This is a genomic window from Sinorhizobium fredii (assembly GCF_002944405.1).
GTDB classification, from domain to species: Bacteria; Pseudomonadota; Alphaproteobacteria; order Rhizobiales; family Rhizobiaceae; genus Sinorhizobium; species Sinorhizobium fredii_C.
Genome location: NZ_CP024309.1, coordinates 198,103 through 214,965, shown reverse-complemented (window position 1 = coordinate 214,965; position 16,863 = coordinate 198,103). Strand labels below are relative to the sequence as shown.

The following is a 16,863-nucleotide window of genomic DNA, read 5'->3' as shown; positions in this document are numbered from 1 at the left end:
GGCCGCAACGCTGATCGGGAACTCGATGCTGCAAACTGCACCCTCCGTCGTTAGCTGATGTCCCTGCCCGCTGTTTCCGAGGAGCCAGAGGTGGCCCTATTGTTGTGTTTGTCAGTTCCGCGACACGCTGCTGTTCGACAAAATTCCTAACACACTCGTTTAAAGCATTGAACTCACCGGGACATTTCGCATAGGCGCTTCTCCGCGTCGCTGGCATGACTTTTGCTGATTGTCGATCGCGACGGGGCAGGAACGACCAACTATGACCCACTGGCTGCCTCGCCGGGCGAGGAACCTTATGCTCAACGAAGGCCGGACTGCGAAGTCCGAATTTATGGGAAATCAGCTCATCGATGTAGTCGCGGCTATCGATGAAATCGCAGCATTGTTCCGGGACAAGGTGGCGATCAAGCATGGTGCGGAAGAGCTCACATATGGTGGGCTGCAACTGCTGTCGGACAGAATTGCGAGCACCCTGCGGGCGCGTGGTCCAGAGGGTACGATCGTGGGCTATTACGGCGCAAGAGACCTCAATTGGGCGGCCACGGTAATCGCAATTTTGAAAAGCGGCTCAACTTATTTGCCGCTCGATCCATCCTTACCGGCATCGCGCATTTCCTGCATGATTGAGCAGAGTGGATGCAATCTGATTATCGGGTCAGAAAGACCCGAAGCGCTTGCTCGCTTCCAGGAAGACAGCACCGGCGACCTGCAATTCTTGACGGTGCAGGCGGCGCTACTCGATGTCTGTACCTCTCCTGCAATGCGAGCTTCGGTAGAGGGCCGTCTCGCCTACCTCCTGTTCACCTCCGGTTCGGAGGGAAGACCAAAGGGAGTGATGGTCAAGCGGGCGGGCCTCAACAACCACTTGATGGCGAAGATTGATGCACTCCAGCTAGGTCAGAAGGACTGTGTCGCACAAACTGCCTCGCATAGCTTTGACATCTCGCTGTGGCAGCTTTTGGCAGGGCTGTGTGTCGGCAGTTGCGTCACGATCATCGATGATGCGGCAGTGAGATCTCCGATGGCCCTTCTTGAGGCCCTTGAAACAAATCGCGTCACTGTCGTCCAATTCGTTCCATCGTTGCTCTCAGTGTTCGTTGAATATCTGCAGACACTGTCGGCGCAGGAGCGGCTTCTCGGCGCCTTACGCATGATCTCCACGGTCGGCGAGCCGCTGACGCCTGCCTTGGTGCGCAGCTGGCTGACACTCTATCCTCATGTCCCGATCCTCAATCACTACGGCCCGACAGAATGCGCGGATGGGGTTACGCATCATCTGATGTCTCTCCCGCCCATTACGGCTGACACCTATGTTCCCATTGGTAAGCCGATTGCCAATCTCAAGGTTTATGTCGCCAGCGGCACACGTCTGTGCGAGGCGGGAGAGATTGGCGAAATCTGTGTGAGCGGTGTCGGTGTCGCTGACGGTTACATCAACGATGGCGAGCGTACCGAAAATGCTTTTCTGTCAAATCCGTTCTCGGACCACCCATCATATCGGCAGCTCTACAAGACCGGCGATCTCGGACGGATCAGGGCAGACGGCCTCTTGGAGTGTCTTGGTAGACGAGATCGGCAGATCAAGATCCGCGGACATCGAATCGAACTCGGAGAGATCGAGTCTCGCCTGTGCGCCCATCCTTTGATAAGTGCGGCCGTGGCTGTTGCACCCCTCCACGAGAACGTGAAGCTCACGGCCAGGGACATAGCAAATACGGACGGAGCAATCGGGCCCAGACGGATAGTGGCGTATGTGTCGGCTCCTGCCGGGCTATCGGAGAGTGAACTCCGCAGCTTTGTTGCCGAAAGGTTGCCCGCCTACATGCTGCCGGAACGAATCATACGTGTCGACCGGCTACCGACCACCCCGAACGGGAAGGTCGACTTCGCGTCACTGCCTGATCCGACGACGCTTCGCCCGGAGTTGCTGGAGCCCTTCGAGGAACCAACGACCGAGCTCGAAAGCAGACTACGAGATATTTGGTCCAGCATTCTTCGGATCGAAAGTATCGGCGTGGGCGACCAATTTATGGACCTTGGCGGAGACTCGATCCGCGCGATGCTTATATTGGCTCAAATCCACAGGCAGCTCGGGACGAAGGTGGACTTCAGGCTTGTTCTGAATGGGACGATCAGGTCGCTTGCGGCGTCGATATCAAGCCAGTCCGAGACGACAAAGTTCGGGCTCCCCACCTGTGGCAAGCTCAGACGATCACCCCTCACTCGAGTACAGGAACACCTTTGGTTCCTCTGGCAGCTCGACCCGACTGCGAAAAACTACATTATCCAGGGTGGTGTGCGTATCCGAGGTGACATCGATCCGGCCGCTTTCAATAAGGCCTGGAAAGATGTGGTTCAGGCGCATGACGCCCTTTCGGCACGTTTCATCGACGAAGACGGCCCGGTTCAAATTTTCGATGATCCCAAGAACTCCGATCTAGAGTTGGTGGACGCCACCCTCCTATCCAACCACGAGGCCGAGGCACTTGTGGTGGAGTTGAGGCGAACGGAGCTCAACAAGCCCTTTGATCTTAGTCAGGGCAATCTGTTTCGTGCGCGCATAATTCGTCTCGGCGCGGACGACCATCTCATATTGATCACCGCGCACGAAATCATCATAGATGCATGGTCGATCTCTGTCCTGCTCAGGGACTTGCAAACGAGATACTCGCATGCGGCTGCATTTTCTCCGGCGGATCGCACATCGCTCTCTAGCTATGCGCTGTGGGAAAGTGCACATGTCACACCGAAGTCGCTGAAGGATCAGCGGCGCTATTGGCGTCAGCAGATAGGCGACAATCCTCCGGTACTTTCGCTTGGAAATCCTCGACTGCGGCCGCAAGTGACCTCCTACCGCGGGAATTCGCATGCGGTTCTCCTTGGCGGTGAGCTATCTGGTCAGTTGCGAGATTTTGCACGCCGGCACAGGTGCACGACTTCCACGGTCCTTTTGGCATGCTTCAAGCTGCTATTGCGGATGTATAGCGGCCAAGACGATATTATCGTTGGCATACCGCACGTAGTGCGCAGCGAGCCAGGCACTGAGGAGATCGTGGGTTTCTTCCTCAACATGCTGCCGATCCGCACAACGATCGACGTCAACAGGTCCTTCGTTGGCCACGTAACTCACGTACAGGACCTCATAGGGGACGCCATCGCGAATTCGGCGTATCCGTTCAGCTGGATGGTCCGGGATGCCCGACTCCACCGCGAGCCTGGTCGATCGCCCATCTTCCAAGCCATGTTCAACATGTACTCTGAGCCCGCGGAGCCACCTGGCAACCGCGATCTCCAAGTGTCATTTCGCGAGTACGACACCGGTTACGTGAAATTCGACCTCACGCTGTACGCGCAAGATGAAGGCAGTGCAATTGCACTGCAACTGGCCTACGCGGAAGACATATTCTCGAGCGATGAGATCGCTCGCATGGCCGATAATCTTCGTCATCTCATTGCTACCTGTGTGGAGAGATCGGGCGAGCCGATCCTCGCCCTGGAGGGCCTCAGCCCGTCGGAAGTCGCCAGTCTAAATTCGCTCAAGGGCGAGGAGCGGCTATACGATAACGAACCTCTGCTGGTGGAAGCGTTCGATCAGGTGAGCGCTTCGAATATCGATCGGGTGGCCTACTTCGGCGAATTCGGAGCAATCACGTTTGGCCAACTGCGCGAACGAATGGCTGCGATCAAGGCCGTTCTGCGAGCTTCCGGGGTGGGGCCGGGAGACATCGTTGCTATGCTGGTTGACAGGTCCCCGGATGTAGCGGCCACAACTTTGGCAATTCGGGACCTGCAGGCAGTTGTTGTGCCGATATCGCCAGATTACCCGAAGCAGCGGGTCGGCCAAATCCTGGAGGATAGCGGCGCGAACCTCCTTGTGCACACCGGCAGTGACGAAGAGGTCGATTTCGCTCTGCCGAGCGTCAGCCTGACCACCCTGCAGGCCAGATACAACGCTGGCCAGGTCTCGCACAGAACTATCGAATTGCCCGATGAGAGCACAGCCAGTCTAATCTATACCTCATCCTCGACCGGTAAGGCGAAGGGCGTTCTCATACCGGAATCTGCCATACTCAACCGACTGAACTGGATGTGGCGATGCTTTCCCTTCGACGACTTCGACGTGATGGTGGTACAGAAGTCAGCAGCCCTTGTTGCTGCGGAGTGGGAGTATTTCGGAGGGCTCCTGAAGGGAGTGCCCACGCTGATCCTGACGCATGAGCAGTTGCTCGACCCCGACCTGTTGTTGCAGGCATTGGCAAAGCATCACGTGACGCGGTTGTTTGCCTCTCCTCCCATTCTCACCGGTTTGATCGCCTCTCAACAGCGAGGCCCGAAAAGGACCAACTTGCGCCTGGTTACAAGCAGCGCTGAACCGATGCCGCCATCACTTCCCGATCGTTGGCGAGAATGCTTTCCAGACGTACCCCTATGGAATTTTTATGGAACGACGGAGTGCGCGTCTAATTCAGCGGTATACCGAACATCGAACGGCGACGATGGCTCTTCAGCCGTGCCGGTCGGGCGCCCGATCGACAATGTAAAAATCTACGTTCTCGACGCACAGTTGAAGCAGGTGCCCGTGGGCGTTGCAGGCGAGCTCTGCGTGGCAGGGCGCTGCCTGGGCGCGGGATATTGGAAGGATCCAGAGCGGACAAATCACTCGTTCGTTCCAAATCCGCACGATGAAGGTCACTACGGCGTCCTTTACCGCAGTGGTGATATCGCTCGCATCTCAGCCGAAGGCCGCCTGGAGATTTGCGGTCGTGCGGACAACCAAATCCAGTTTCGGGGGTTTCGAATTGAACTGGAGGAGATCGAAACGGCGCTTGCATCGCATCCTGGCGTTGCGAAGGCCGCGGCGTTTGTAAGGGGCCAAGAGGATGATCGGCGACTGGTCGCCCTTGTTGTCCCGGCGCGTGCCGGCCTGGCCTCAGGGGACATTGTGGACCATCTGCGGCAAACGCTGCCATCTTACATGATTCCGTCGGATGTTCGGGTCGTGCGCCGTATTCCGATCACGGCGAGCGGGAAGATAGACCGTGCCCGTCTGGCGTCCGTGTCATCGAGCATCATGCGAAGGACCAAATCCGCTAAGCCGCAGACGAAGAGGGAGCGACTGCTCGCCGATATTTGGCAAGAGCTGTTGGGCACCAAATCTGTCGGTATCGATGATAGCTTCTTTGATATCGGCGGGAATTCGCTTCTGAGCGTGCGGTGCGTTACGCTGGCGCGCAAAGCGGGAGTGAGCTTTACCGTCAGCCAACTGCATCGGACACCGACGATCCGAGAACTGGCAAAGCACCAAACCTCGGCTTCGACCTGTGCCTCAGCGACTTCCGATGGACCGCTGCCAGTGACCCCTGCAGTCTCCCATTGGAATAGTATCGTTGGCATTGGCGAGCACTACAACATTGGCGATCTGTTCTTCATGCCCGCCGGCCACTTGAATCTCTCCATTCTTGAACATGCGCTTGCGCATGTCCTCGGCCGGGAAGAAGGCCTGAGGCTCCGAATTGACCAAACGGAGAGCGGCCTGTCTCAGGCAATCGGTTTGATACCAGATCCCCTGGTCGAAGAAATAGACCTTGCCGGTATGGCCGCGGCAAAACAACTCACGGTCATCGAGCGCGCCTGCGCGGAGCGTCAGCGCACATTTCGATTTGACGGTGAGACACCGCTTATCAGAGTCTCAGCCTTTCGGACATCAGAGTGCGACGATTACTATTTGCTTGTCCTGCTACACCATTTCGTAGCAGACGGGGTTGGATACCGGCTGTTCCTGAATGCACTTGAGGCAGCTTACAATTCGTTTGCTTCAGGCCAAAACGCTGCGGATCCCGAGACGTCGACCCTGTCTCGATGGCTGGAGCGATTGGATAACTACGCAAATGGCGAAGCGGCAACAGAGCTCGAACATTGGGAGAGCTTTCAGTATGACCAGTTTGACATGCGTGTGAGCGACGCTGAGGCTGACGCGGCGGGATTTTCAGCCGATACTGCAAGGTGGCTCCACTATGTAGGGTCTGAGGAACATATCGATGAAGAATTCTGCAGGCCGCTCTGGAAAGACCAGGCAACATTCCATCTAAGGATCAGTGAGGAGGCAACAAGGAAGCTTCTCAACGTTGCGGCGGCGTCTGCCGACTGCGAAGATTTCGATTTATTGCTTGCTGCTATTTCGGGGGCATTTGGCCGCGCTTTCGGCAATTACTCACTCTGGATTGACAGTCTCACTTCGACCAGGGGACGGCTGTTTGACGACATCGACCCCTCTCAAATCATCGGTTATATCGGTGAACTGGTGCCGCTCCCGTTATGCCTTGACGGTACAGAGTCTCGTCCGAACCGAGCCCGTTCGATTTATCAGCAGCGCAGCTCGTTGCCACGCCAGGGCATAGGTTTCCGAGCTTTGAAGTTCTTAAATCGGAACCCCGCTGTCCGGGAGAGGATCGATCGTCTGCCGTTACCTCGCATTGGAGTGAACTATCGGGCGAGGCTTCAACATCATTATCCGCGCCGTCTGCTGTCCAGAGATCCACATCCATTGTGGATCGGTGACGACATGGATCAGTCCGTTCTGAACTACCTCTTCTGGTTTCGCGTCGGGTACCAATCGGGCGAACTACGAATCGAAGTGAGATACGATCCACGACACGTTGGCTACGAGACGACCCGCAAGGTCTGCGCAATCTTGCAGGAGGAGCTCCTGCAGATGGTGGACGCGTTTGCAGATCCTGGCGCTATGGACGATAACGGATGAGGCCCTCGGAGCAACATATGAAGGGCGAAGAAGAGCGCATGGCCTCACCGGCAGAGCATATCAGTTTGTTGGATGGCAAGGTCTCCCGCCTCATAATACGGCTCGCCATTCCCTCGATTATTGGCTTATCGTTCAATGCACTTCAGCAGTTCGTGAATGCGATGTTTGTCGGGACAATCGGTGCGCAGGCTATCGCTGCCGTCAGCATAACTTTGCCCATCGTGGTCCTGCTCACCGCGGTCGGGCAGGGAATCGGCGTCGGCACAGCATCCTTCGTGTCGCGCAATCTTGGGGCTGGCAATTCGCTGGAGGCCAGTCGAGGGGCGAGCTCGGCACTCGCCCTCGCGGTTCCGATCGGAGTCGGAATGACCGTCGCTCTGCTTCTCAATTTGCGCGACGTTCTCGCTGTGCTGGGTGCCAGTCCGACAATAATGCCAGCTGCGCTCGATTACGCATGGTTGCTCCTGTTTGGGTACACTCTCGTGCTGTTGAACATGGTCAACGGGTTTATCGTGAGAGCTGAGGGTAATACACGCTTCAGCATGTGGACCATGATTACATCTTTCACGCTGAATGCCCTGCTCGATCCAATCCTAATTTTTTCGCTGGATCTCGGTGTTCGCGGAGCGGCGCTCGCAACACTGCTGTCTCAGATCTCCGCCACCAGCCTCTACGCCCTCTATTTCGTGAAGCAACGTGGAATTGTCCGTGTCCGACCTTCCTTCGCAAGTTGGAGGGGCGACCGCGTAAAGCAGATGGCCGCCATTGGAGCTCCCGCAACCTTCACCGGTATTTTGTCTGCTGCTTCATTCGTGCTCTTGAACAGGGCTGCCGCGCCGTTCGGCGACAATTCCATTGCCGCTGTAGGTATAGCGGCACGATTGATAACGATCGGTGCACTCCCGATTATGGGCCTGTGCATCGGTTCCCAGGCGGTTCTAGGTTTCAGTTGGGGAGCACAAGATTTCGCTCGGGTACAGAGAGCGGCGAAGTTCATGCTTTCCGTAGCCGTCGGGTTCTCAGCCAGCTTTTCTGCTGTGGTCGTGGTTTTTGCGCGGCCAATCGTCCAGCTTTTGAGCGATAGCGAGGCCGTGACGGAAATCGCTGTCCCGACGTGCATTATGTTCCATCTGTTTTTTGGGCTTTTTGGTGTGCAGTACGTTGCAATAACCATGCTTCAGTCGTTCGGGAGAGCCCGTCTGAGTGCCGTCGTTTCCTTCGCGAGGCAAGGATATCTCTTCGTGCCGGCCATACTGCTGTTGCCTGTCATTTGGGGTTTTAACGGCCTGTTGATCAGCCAAGCAGTTGCTGAGCTATTGGCAGGGTTGCTGGCCGTGCTCGTGATATTCAGGCAGTTCGGCGATCTCAAAGGAATGCTCCTTAGCCGAGGAGCGAGCCGCAAGGGCTGAGAGCTGATGCAAGCATGGCAACTCTGTCTGGATTGTCGCTGACCGGCCGGATGCAAGGAGGCTTCGCTTCCCCTCAGCTGCTGATTTTCGATCCGAGTCAAAGGACATTGGCGGGGAAGCGCTGTCGACCCACTCGATTTTGCTCGGGGACCCCGCAAAAATGCATGCTCAAGCGAGAGGAGATCTCGATGATAGGAACGCTGCTGCCATCGAATGTTGCCGTGCAAACCTGCCGGGCAAGTGAAGGCAGCGGAACTGGAGTGATGGCCGAAGAGGAAAGTGCAATCGCGACCGCAGTCAAAAGCAGAAGGCGTGAATTTTCGATCGGGCGGGCCTGCGCCAGAGCGGCATTGTCCAAGCTTGGCTTTCCGCCGTCAGCGATCCCAACTGGGCCTAACCGAGAACCGCTCTGGCCGTCCGGCGTCGTGGGCAGCATAACGCATTGCGCCGGATTCCATGCCGCGGCTGTTGCCCTGCAGAAGGACTGCGTTGCGCTTGGGATCGATGTCGAAGTCGATGAGGAGCTCCCCTCAGGCGTGTTGCCGCTCATTTCGGGTGACGAGGAGCGAAATTGGATCGCAAACGCACCTCAGGGCCGCAATTGGGGACGGCTGCTCTTCAGTGCCAAGGAGAGCATCTTCAAGGCGTGGTTCCCGCTCACACGTGAATGGTTAGGCTTCGAGGATGCCGTAGTCACTATCCTTCCGGAAGATCGCTCATTTGTTGCTCAGCTTCCGCACACGATCGTGCCGGCAAACGATTTTCCTTCGGAGCTCCGCGGCCGCTTCCTTATTGCAGATGGACTGATACTGACTGCAGTGTCCCTTGCGGCATCTAAGGCTAACCACTCTCCCCTTGCCGGCACGCAGACGGAGTCAGGTAAGACATTCAGTAGGTTGTAGGGGGCTCCCTCAAGGCAATCTGGAGCTTTCGATAGCCTTCGAACCAATTCAGAAGAAGAACCTCGTCTTTTGACTGTTTAACTGCCATTGCGACACCCGCACGGCGACCGAGATATCGTACCCATTCAGTTAAAATTCAGTGCCTACTTCTCCGTAGTCACCATTCCTATGTGACGTGTCGTTGCGCGCGAGCCGGATGACTGGAGATTGAACCTATGACGGTCAGACGACCAGGACCGTCTCGCGGCGATCCGATTGTGCCCCCTCTGCACTGTAGAACTCGAAGTGCGCCACCGAAAATCGGCATAGCTGGAGGATTTGACAGCATTCCGGTTCTACTCAGAAAGGGGTTTGGTGGCCCCATGAGAACGGGTGACCCAAAAATCGGATTTAGCCAGGCGCTTGTCAGAGCGAGATCGTGGTCCGCAGGAAACCTGCATATACCGCGACACAAAGCAGATGTTCGGCGGCCATACAACCAGATCGCAGGAATTCACCAATTTGCCCGCATATACTTCCCAACCAAGTCCGCGGGCCAGCAGGCATTGGCAAATGGCTTTTGAACGACGCTGTGAGTGCCACCAAGACTTCTCTGATTAAAATCGAATTGTGGAGATTTACATGGCAAAACCCCCAAACCAAGGCATTCCGGGACACACGCCTCCTGGGCCGCCGCCCGGGGTGCCGGGGCGTCCGGATGGCGTTCCTCCCGGCCCCAAGGATCCCCCAAGGCCCCCAGATCGCCCCGTAGGCTGACGTCATGATAAAATGCAGCGAGCTTAAGCCCGGCATGGTTCCCTGTTGGGAACCCGCCTGGAAGGGGAGATTCGAGTTCGAATTGCAGGACCTTGCCGCCTTTGTCGGGGACACCCTCCTAATCGACGAAGAGTTGCTCGCAGAGGGAGTCCTTCGGCTCGAGTTCGACTGGCGTCTCTCCGACGGCCGCATTTTTTCGCTCCAGGCGGCATTCCCCGACACTTTTCCGTTTGTCCGCCCGCAAGTGGCGCTGCGCGGCGACCCGTCAACCTTCCCCGCAAAGCATTGCTCCCCTGCCGACGGGACACTCTGCCTGCTTGGACGAGACACCGGCCTCTGGTCGGCGGAATGGACCTTGGCGACTTTGCTGGAGAGACAGCTTGAAAATGCTCTCAATGGAACGGGCCCGGAGGATCCGCAGGGAGAGCCGATGGAGGTGTGGTGGAATCACCTCGCACTCGACTTCACGCGGTTCGTCGATGGAAGTTACATGTTGGTGGACTCGGCCTGGGACCTCGAAGATGCCGCAGGTGGATCCTTGCGTCTCACCTACCTCATGGAAAAAGTGGGAGAAGGAATTTCCTTCCGCGGCGCCGTGGATGAAATCAAAGACGAAGACGGAATCGTCCTCGCCACAAGGAGCTTCCCCCTCCCCCGCGAATTGCAAGCCAGCAGCAAGAACGCGACATTTCCTTGGCGGCGCGTCGACCGCTTCGCACCTCCGCCGCGCGAGAAATGGCTTGATGGCAATGAGAGCCTCCGGGAAAAAATCGACTTCAACGAGCGCCCCATCGACAACTCCTCGCCGTCGATTTCGCTCTCGGTAACTGTGCAATCGACCGAATTGAGCGCCGGGGCTAAGGGAGACACATACCTCTTTCCATTATTCTTTGGACCCGCGAAGTCGTTCCGTCCGGCAAAGCGTGGACAAAGGGTCTCTAATCCGTCGCTGGTTATCGTCCCGACGCATCGTGCCGGGGAAGGCGACATCGGGAGCCGGGTACCCTCGGTCAGTATCTTGAGGAACAAGACAGTGGCCGTCTTCGGCATGGGCGCCATTGGCGCTCCTGTTGCCATCGAACTTGCCCGAAATGGCTGCAGACAACTCGTCGTCGTTGACCACGACGTCGTCGAGCCGGGCAACTCTATTCGCTGGCCGCTAGGCGCAACAGCATGGGGCGTGCGGAAAACGGCTGCGATCAAACAACATGTCGAGGCGGAGTATCCCTGGACCTCGGTGGAAGGCGTGCAGCACTTCGTCGGGATGCCGAGTGCATCCGGTGGGGAAGGCGACAGCAGCGTGCTGCCTCCGATCATCGCGAAAGCCGACCTCGTAATTGATGCGACCGCGTCCTCGGGAATTTCGCGCCTGCTCGCCGAATTTTGCAAGAAAGCTGCGAAGCCGCTCATCTCCGTCTTCGGCACATCATCTCTGAAAGGCGGCATAGTCGCCTATTATCATCCGACTTCCGGCTGCCCGACCTGCCGCGAGTTCGCTTACGACAGAAGGCTGATCGACAAGCCGCCTGGGTCCGGCGAGAGCTCCGGTCTGCGGCAGCCGCCAGGCTGCTCGGAGTTGACGTTCACGGGCGCCTCCTTCGACCTGCAAGAATTATCACTGGAGTCGCTGCGATTGGAGGTGGACGTCCTTTCGCGACCGGAGGACTTCGAGCAATCCGTCATCCACACGCTCGCTCTGCACGATGGCTTCAGAAGACGGCCGCCGAGTTGGAGGATAGACGAACTCGACTGTGCACCGGAATGCGGATGCAACCAATAGTCTGGCTACCTAGGCCCGTGATGCACGAGATGCACCTCGATGCCGATAAATGGTATGACGACGAGACTGGGGGAACCTTCATGGGATACTGGGCCGACAGTGATGTTGCTGTCGTCACAGCCAGTATTCCGGGCGGTCCGCACGCGCAGCGGACGCGCTATAGTTTCCTTCCGGACCAGGAGTGGCAGCAGACCGAAATAGGCCGCCATTATGTTCAGTCAGCCAGGTTAGATAATTATCTGGGTGATTGGCACACGCATCCGAATGCGGCCTGCGGTAGCCTGAGCTGCAAGGACCGAGCCTGTCTAAAAAAGATTATCAATACGCCGTCCGCGCGGAACGTCACTCCAATCATGATACTCATTTGCGGCAACCGCCAAAGCTGGAATCTGCACGCGTGGGTGGCGCGTCTGCGCAGACCGTTTATCTTTTACGATCAGCTGATCGCGGATGAGGCAGTCGTGCAATTCTATGGCTGACCGCACATGCTTCCGATATCAAATAGGCCCGGTGCGTACGTCGCTGTGAAACCGGCCAACTGAAAGAACCTTCACCTAACGGCTATTTTGACGCTCGGCGCCGATGCGATCGACGGTGGCCCCTATGAACCCGAAAGAGACGAGCGATTTCAGCTGCCGGACGGCCTTCATTTAACATGCCGATGATTTCAGGGCGCTGATCGGGCGTTGGTTTCGGACGGCGTCCCCCCTTTCGCCCGCGGGCTCCTGTAGACCCACCGTTGTGCTTCCCGCACGATAGCACTCTCGATTCGGCGAACGAGCCGAGCATCTGCATCATCATTCGTCCCGCCGGCGTCGTCGTGTCAATTGCCTCGGTCAACGAGCGGAACCCCGCGCCGGCAGCTTCGATCTTCTCGAGGATGAGAAGCATGTCCTTGAGTGACCGCGTCAGCCGGTCAAGCTTCCAGACGACGACGACATCCCCTTCATTGAGCAGCCGGTGCATTTCGGGCCGATCGAACGTCCGCCTGAGGCTCTTTCTTCATGGATCCGCTTGCAACCGGCATCCTTGAGGGCGCGCAGTTGCGGTTCCGTCGGCCTCGCGCAGTTGCTCGGCTCCGGTATCGGCCAGCAAGGGAATGTCTGGAGCCAGGCGGCGCAGCGCGCGCGTCAGCCCTGGGCGTAGCGGGATTGCAGGACGCGCTACGAACCGACGCACGTGGCGATCCCCAAGGCTTGCACTGCCTCGCTCGAATGCCGGTTTTGGGCTCGGCGCGTCGCGTGCCCCCGTTCATGGAGCTGATCAGCAGCGGCGCGCGCATGGTCTTGCCCAGCAGCGAGGCGCCAGGTCGATCTGCGTCAGGTCCAACTCGGTCAATGCGCAGTGTTCGAACCGGATGTACTCCCGCTGGCGGCAACCGTGCCGGCGCCGTTCGCCGATCCAGCACGATATCCAGATTGGTCGTCCTTGCGCCGGCTCAGGGCGGTGTCGCTCATGCTCGCTCCTCCATCGTATCGGCCGACGGCGTTGCGTCGGATCGGACCGATGGCAGCGCCCGCACGCCACCGCCTCCCGAGCGCGTTCAGGCCGGCGCACGCTGGCCTCCCCCCGCAGCGTTGCTGCGGTAGCGGCTGGTCGAGGTCTGGTAGTACTGCGCGCGGAGGGCCGCCATGGCCTCGATCAACGGTCCCCACGGCGCGGGAAAGCGTTCGTCCGCCATCACCCGGTGCAGCATGCGCGTATGGCCGGCCAGCTCGTCGTTGAGGAACTCCACCACAGGCATAGCCGGATAGCGCTGCAGCAGCAGGATCGCCGCGTTGTCGGCCTCGCCGGCCGACCTGTCCTTGTCGAGCCCATGCAGATCGTTCTGCAGCCGCCCTATCGTGGAGATGAGCCGCAGGACCTGGCGAAACGCCGGACGCGCGCGCAAGGTCGCCATGTCCAGCCCCCACAGCAAGGACAGGCAACAGAACACGTTCGTGTAGGCGATCGAATCGATGCCGTTGTGCAGGTACTCGGCGTAGGACCAGCCTTCCGCCGCTTCCGCCTGCGCGTGCCCGGCGCGCAACGCCGTGCAGTAGCACCGGGTATCGTCGAGAAGCTGAGCATAGTCGCGACGATCGTAGGCGAGCGCGGCCAGCGAAGCGCGCAGCGAAGCGCAGCCCTCGAATCCGGAGAGCGCGCACGGCACGCCCTGCCCCAGCGCCTGCTCCACCGCGGCGAGCTGCTCCGGCGAGATCAGGCCAAGGTCGTTGCAATCGTCGAGCCAGAACAGCAGCGCCAGTTCGCGATAGAACGCCACGATCAGCGTTTCGTCCTGCGGATCGCGGCCGGTGCGGGCGCTGGTGTCGCGCAGGCTCGATTGGATGCGCTGCAGGATGTACTGGCCGCCCCTGACCGCTTCCACGGCATGCTCGTCGGCGAACCCGATCAGGGAGCGCCCCCACTCCAGCACCTGCTGCAGCGCACGTTCGGTCTGGATCATGGCGCCGCTCCCGCTCCCTCGGTCAGGACGCGCCGCCCCCAACGAAGCGCTAGCCACAACCCGGAGAGTTCAGCGACGCGCACCACCCGGGTGGGGCAATACAGTTCCTTGCCGATCCACAGCGGCGTCCGCGGCAATGCATGCGCCGCATGGCGGGCGAGCATCCACTCCAGCGCATGCGCCACCGCCTGCGCGATGCGCCGGCGGCCTGTCGGCTCTTCGTTCCCGTCCATCACGCGCAACGCGAACAGCGCATAGGCGGTTTCCTCGAATGTGGACGCGCGAGCGGCGCCCCAGCCGCCGTCGTCGCGTTGCGCCTGCAGCAGCGCCGAAAGCGCGCGCTCGTCGCGCCACTGGGGCTTGCCTTGCGCCAGCGCAGCGACCGCATGCGCGGTGGGATACAGCCACGAAACGTGCCATTTTTCGTTGTTCCATAGACCGTGCGGGTTGCGATTGGCCTCGACATAGGCGCTGGTGCCGGCGGCGGGCTTTCCCAACAGTCGCAACGCATGCAGGGCATGGATGTTGGTCGACACCGAGGCATTGCGCTCGCCGGGGAAGGTGACAAACTGCTCGCCGATTTCGAAATGGCGCAACGCATCGACCGCCGGGTCGTGGCCTGCAAGGCGCAGAACGCACAACGCAACGGCAGTGTCGTCCGCATCAGCCGCGAAGTGCAAGGCCGGGCCCAGACCGCGCGGTCCCAGGCGGGCGTCGAGCTGCGCGACGATCACGCGCACCGCCTCGGCGAGCGCGGGATGCGCGAACAGCCCGGCCAGATGCAGAGTGTACAGGGACCAGCATGGCTCGAACACATTGATCGGCCATACGTTGGGAACGACACCTTCGATGCCGCTGCGCGTCGCCCGCGATGCCGCCTGCAGATACGCGTCGGCGCGCCCGACCTGCGGCGTGCTCCCCTGTGTCACGGCGTGCGCACGCCACGCGGCGGTGGCCGCCGGACTGATGCCGATGCTGCCGGCGTCATCCGGGCATGCGGTGGTCGGGGACGTCCCCCAGGCTTCCCAGGAGTGCAGCAACGGATGGCCGCTCGGCAACGTCGCCCCGCCGCCCAGCTTGACCAGGCGTGCTTGCCGCAACGGCAACAGCGCCGGGTGGCGCGGAAACGCCACTTCCCCCAGCAAGGATGCGGCCTCGCCGCACAACTGCGGCAGGATCAGCTCCGCGCCGATCGGCGCGTCTTCGGGCACCGCATGCGCATAGGGATCGGGCTGGCGCTCGAGGAACCGGGTTGCAGCCTGGACTGCGTCGGCAGCGCCGGGAAGAGGGTCGGCACGCTGCAATGCCAGCAACGCCGCCCACGTGGGCGCATGGCGGAACAGCGGGAAGTCCGCGCTTCCCCATCCGCCATCCGCCTGTTGCTGGGCGATGAGCCACGCGTATGCGTCCTGCCGACCGGTGACGTTGCCGTGGAACTGCAGAGCTCGCGCCGTGTCGTAGACGGACGGACCGACGCTGCCGCCGTCGCTCATCTCGCTCAGCAGGTGGCGCAATTCGGATAAAATCTGTTCGGACAGCGCGTTCACGCGGGATGTTCCTTCTGCAGACGGGTGACGAGAACCAGGAACGGGCAGGCGCCGCGCATCTCGCCGCGGACTCGGACACAGTGCAGCGTGCACCTCTGCCGCCGGCCGATCGCAGCGGCAGAGGGGCCACTCCATGGGGACGGGCGCGCTCATGCGCATGGCGCGTGCTTGAACAGGTACGCATTGGCCCGCTGCAGCATCTGCGCCAACGGTTCCGCACGCGGCCCCAGCGGGGCGATGGCTTCCCCGGCGTCGCGCAACAGATCCAGCGCGAACTGGCGCGCTGCCTGCAGCCCCATGATCGACGCGCAGGTCGGCTTCTGCGCCGCCGCGTCCTTGCCGGGGGTCTTGCCCAGCGTCGCGATATCCGCTGTCGCGTCGAGAATGTCGTCGACCACCTGCAACGCCAGGCCGAAACAGGCGGAGTAGCGATCGAGCGCACAGTACAGCGCGGCGTGCGCGGCATCCTCCGCGATGGCGGATAGCGCGCCCATGCGAACGGACGCGCGCACTAGCGCTCCGCTCTTCATCCGGTGCATCGCCACGACCCTGTCCAGCTCGACGTGCTTTCCGACCAGCGACAGATCCAAGGCCTGCCCGCCTGCGGCACCCTCGGCGGACACCGCCTGCGCCAGTTCGCGCACGAGCGCTATACGGTTGTCGCCCGGCGCATCCAGGCTCGCCAGGGTCAGGAAGGCGTGCGCCTGCAGCGCATCGCCGACCAGGATCGCAGTGGCTTCGCCGAATTTGACGTGCACGGTCGGAAGGCCGCGGCGAAGTACGTCGTCGTCCATCGCGGGCAGGTCGTCGTGGACCAGGGTACAGGCGTGCATCATCTCGATGGCAGCGGCGACGTCGTCGAGCATGTGCGCCGGCGTGTCGGCCAGTGCGCCGGCAGCCAGGCAGAGCAAGGCGCGGGTGCGCTTCCCGCCATGCAAGGTGGCGTAGCGCATCGCCGCCATCAGCTCGGTCTCACCGTCGTCTTCGGCGCAGAGAAGACGCGCCAGCGCCTGTTCGACCCGCTTTGCGCCGTCCTGCATCCAGATCTCCGGCAGCAGCCTGCCGGATGCGCCGCGCGCCTGCGCGCCCAATCCGCCAAGCGCGGAGACGCCAGTTCGGTCGACGTGTAGCGGGGAACCGGTCTGCATGTTGTTCATGTCCTTGTAGCTGACACGGCGACGGCGAGCGCCGAGCCGCCGCGGCGTTGCCGGCGTCGCACCGAGCGCGCGGAGTGCAGCAATACCGCGCGTCGGCGCCGCT

8 protein-coding genes and 2 pseudogenes are annotated in these 16,863 nt (G+C 60.2%); 5 read left to right on the top strand and 5 right to left on the bottom strand.

Annotated features, from left to right (window positions below):
- The first annotated feature begins 298 nt into the window (after nucleotides 1-298).
- The 5 genes from NXT3_RS22175 to NXT3_RS22155 all read left to right on the top strand — a co-directional run bounded on the left by NXT3_RS22175 (nucleotide 299) and on the right by NXT3_RS22155 (nucleotide 12,089).
- Complete coding sequence (locus NXT3_RS22175; protein ID WP_104840486.1) at nucleotides 299-6,763, top strand: non-ribosomal peptide synthetase; 6,465 nt, start codon at nucleotides 299-301, stop codon at nucleotides 6,761-6,763.
- A gap of 17 nt (nucleotides 6,764-6,780) precedes the next feature.
- A complete protein-coding gene (locus NXT3_RS22170) occupies nucleotides 6,781-8,172 on the top strand; it encodes an MATE family efflux transporter (protein WP_104840485.1) in 1,392 nt (463 codons plus the stop codon).
- Between the two features lie 188 nt (nucleotides 8,173-8,360).
- A complete protein-coding gene (locus NXT3_RS22165; protein ID WP_104840678.1) occupies nucleotides 8,361-9,074 on the top strand; it encodes a 4'-phosphopantetheinyl transferase family protein in 714 nt (237 codons plus the stop codon).
- A gap of 838 nt (nucleotides 9,075-9,912) precedes the next feature.
- Nucleotides 9,913-11,610, top strand: coding sequence for a ThiF family adenylyltransferase (locus NXT3_RS22160; protein WP_158665392.1), 1,698 nt, complete (start codon nucleotides 9,913-9,915; stop codon nucleotides 11,608-11,610).
- Nucleotides 11,592-12,089 carry a Mov34/MPN/PAD-1 family protein gene (locus NXT3_RS22155; protein ID WP_337442182.1) on the top strand — a complete coding sequence of 166 codons (498 nt, stop codon included), beginning with the start codon at nucleotides 11,592-11,594 and terminating at the stop codon, nucleotides 12,087-12,089. The genes NXT3_RS22160 and NXT3_RS22155 overlap by 19 nt, the downstream gene beginning before the upstream one ends.
- 82 nt (nucleotides 12,090-12,171) lie before the next feature.
- Here the strand turns inward: NXT3_RS22155 and NXT3_RS22150 are convergent.
- The 5 genes and pseudogenes from NXT3_RS22150 to NXT3_RS22130 all read right to left on the bottom strand — a co-directional run bounded on the left by NXT3_RS22150 (nucleotide 12,172) and on the right by NXT3_RS22130 (nucleotide 16,751).
- A pseudogene (locus tag NXT3_RS22150) lies at nucleotides 12,172-12,695 on the bottom strand (recombinase family protein).
- A pseudogene (locus NXT3_RS22145) lies at nucleotides 12,619-13,067 on the bottom strand (type 2 isopentenyl-diphosphate Delta-isomerase); the annotation flags it as partial. The pseudogenes NXT3_RS22150 and NXT3_RS22145, both read right to left, overlap by 77 nt.
- An 86-nt stretch (nucleotides 13,068-13,153) precedes the next feature.
- On the bottom strand, nucleotides 13,154-14,056 hold the full coding sequence (locus NXT3_RS22140) for a terpene synthase family protein (RefSeq protein ID WP_104840483.1): 903 nt from the start codon (nucleotides 14,054-14,056) through the stop codon (nucleotides 13,154-13,156).
- Nucleotides 14,053-15,603 carry a hypothetical protein gene (locus NXT3_RS22135; protein ID WP_104840482.1) on the bottom strand — a complete coding sequence of 517 codons (1,551 nt, stop codon included), beginning with the start codon at nucleotides 15,601-15,603 and terminating at the stop codon, nucleotides 14,053-14,055. The genes NXT3_RS22140 and NXT3_RS22135 overlap by 4 nt, the downstream gene beginning before the upstream one ends.
- Before the next feature lie 149 nt (nucleotides 15,604-15,752).
- Nucleotides 15,753-16,751, bottom strand: coding sequence for a polyprenyl synthetase family protein (locus tag NXT3_RS22130; protein WP_104840481.1), 999 nt, complete (start codon nucleotides 16,749-16,751; stop codon nucleotides 15,753-15,755).
- Between the last annotated feature and the right edge of the window lie 112 nt (nucleotides 16,752-16,863).

What these genes read in the sequence shown, in the direction of transcription:
- NXT3_RS22140 (WP_104840483.1), bottom strand. Translation starts at nt 14,056, where the DNA reads ATGATCCAGACCGAACGTGCGCTGCAGCAGGTGCTGGAGTGGGGGCGC.
- NXT3_RS22165 (WP_104840678.1), top strand. Translation starts at nt 8,361, where the DNA reads ATGATAGGAACGCTGCTGCCATCGAATGTTGCCGTGCAAACCTGCCGG.
- NXT3_RS22170 (WP_104840485.1), top strand. Translation starts at nt 6,781, where the DNA reads ATGAAGGGCGAAGAAGAGCGCATGGCCTCACCGGCAGAGCATATCAGT.
- NXT3_RS22130 (WP_104840481.1), bottom strand. Translation starts at nt 16,751, where the DNA reads ATGCAGACCGGTTCCCCGCTACACGTCGACCGAACTGGCGTCTCCGCG.
- NXT3_RS22175 (WP_104840486.1), top strand. Translation starts at nt 299, where the DNA reads ATGCTCAACGAAGGCCGGACTGCGAAGTCCGAATTTATGGGAAATCAG.
- NXT3_RS22155 (WP_337442182.1), top strand. Translation starts at nt 11,592, where the DNA reads ATGCGGATGCAACCAATAGTCTGGCTACCTAGGCCCGTGATGCACGAG.